Raw genomic sequence first — 1,979 nt, 5'->3', positions numbered from 1 at the left:
GAGCCAACAACAACTACTTCAACAACAACAGAAGAGCCAACAACAACTACTTCAACAACAACAGAAGAGCCAACAACGACTACTTCAACAACAACAGAAGAGCCAACAACGACTACTTCAACAACAACAACAGAAGAGCCGGCGACTACTACAACCACAACAACAGGAGAGTCAACGACAACGACGACTACTGTAGAGCCAACAACAACTACAACCACAACAACAGAAGAGCCGACAACAACCACCACAACGACAACACCAGAGAAACCGGTGACTCCAGGAAGTGAAGAATCAACCACGACGACCACAACTGGAAAACCAGGACCAAAAGGTGGAAACAATGGAGGAGGGCGTAAAGCGCTTCTTCCTAATACAGGTGAAGTTGCAGCAACTGGATTTGTATTCTCAGGAGCCTTTGTGTTAGCAGGTGCAGTCGTATTGAAACGAAAATTGTCTATTAAATAAACAATGAGTTTCTACATAAGGGGAGAGCATGAGCTCTCTCTTTTTTGGGAATGTATTATGGAGAAAAGGGATGAAATTATCAATCTTAATAACCCTCTTGAATGAGGAGCTGGTGCTTCCTCAAACCCATCGTGAAATTTCTAATCAGCTTGAGAAAATGTTAGGAAAAGAGCTCTCTGATTATGAAATTCTCTATATCGATGATGGAAGTAGTGACAAAACCTTTGAGTTGATTGAAGAATTTGCAAGAGAAAACGACCGCATCAAATATATCCGTTTCAGTCGAAATTTTGGACGAGAGAGTGGCATCTTGGCTGGTTTTAAATATGCCAGTGGGGATGCGGTGATGGTCATGGATGGGGATCTCCAGCATCCACCATACTTGATTCCCTTATTCTTAGAAGCTTATAATGAGGGCTATGATATTGTTAGTGGCCAACGAACTCGTGAAGGGGAATCTTTTGTAGGAAGTTCCTTTGCACGTTTGTTTTACTTCTTGTCAAACCGCTCCATGGATGTTCACCTAACGGACGGGAAATCGGAATTAAGACTGCTTAGCCGAAAAGCGATGGAAGCCTTTGTGTCAATGCCGGAGTACAATCGTTTTAATAAAGGTTTGTATGAATGGATTGGTTTCAAAGAGAAAGTAATTCCTTATAAGAATGAAACCCGTAAGGCTGGAAAGAGCAAGTTTGGTTTTAAGAAATCTTTGAATTATGCGATTCAAGGAATTATTTCTTTTAATGATCGCCCTCTCCGTGTTTGCATTCAATTCGGTTTCATCTGTTTAGGGCTAGCTCTTTTATATCTAGTTTTTGAGTTGATGAAATATATCTTCGCTGCTGGGAATTATGTGAGTGGTTATTTCACAACGATTGCGGCTATTATATTATTTAGTGGAGTTCAACTCATCTTCATTGGAATTCTTGGAGAGTATATTGGCAAGATCTATTACGAAGTGAAGCGTCGTCCTCATTTCATCATTGAAGAGACCAATATCGAACAAGCGAAGAAAAATCATATCGGCTAAAGAAGATAGGAGAAAACATGTTAATCTGGTTCATGCGTTGGCAAGAGTTTTGGAAAAAGCATCCAAAGAAAGTTCTCTATGCCGCAAGTGCCCTGCTCCCAATGACCATTATGCTGGTTGTGTGGGCTTTTATAGGGATGTATCCTTTTGGAAGCAAGAGTCTGATGGCTGTTGACTTTGGACAGCAATATATCAGTTTCTTTGGCTTGCTAAAAAATGCCATCTTGACGGGGGATCTATCTAGTTTGAGTTATTCTTTCACCAAATCTCTTGGTGGAGATATGATCGGTGTGCTTGGCTACTATTTAATGAGCCCCTTTAACATCATCTACATTCTAGCTCCCCTCAAATATTTTGGGGCAGCAGTATTTTTAACCATTTGGCTCAGATACGGGGCAATTGGTTTATCCTTTGCTTTCCTTTTAATCAGGCGCTACAAAGGATTAGAATCTAGGAAATGGTTGGTTCCATTATTCTCGACGGC

At 40.9% G+C, this 1,979-nt stretch carries 3 protein-coding genes; all 3 read left to right on the top strand.

Annotated features, from left to right (window positions below; all coding sequences use genetic code 11):
• A partial coding sequence (locus PAN06_RS13990) for an LPXTG cell wall anchor domain-containing protein (protein WP_269796631.1) occupies positions 1 to 465 on the top strand: 465 nt, incomplete at its 5' end.
• Positions 466 to 535: 70 nt separating this feature from the next.
• Positions 536 to 1,495 (top strand): glycosyltransferase family 2 protein, encoded by a 960-nt coding sequence (locus PAN06_RS13985; RefSeq protein WP_155200159.1) that lies wholly within the window; start codon positions 536 to 538, stop codon positions 1,493 to 1,495.
• A gap of 17 nt (positions 1,496 to 1,512) precedes the next feature.
• Positions 1,513 to 1,979, top strand: a 467-nt coding sequence (locus PAN06_RS13980; RefSeq protein WP_269796630.1) for a YfhO family protein, incomplete at its 3' end; no start/stop codon positions are given.

The sequence above is a fragment of the Streptococcus sp. SM3 genome (assembly GCF_027497875.1).
This window is presented reverse-complemented; position numbering and strand designations above follow the sequence as displayed.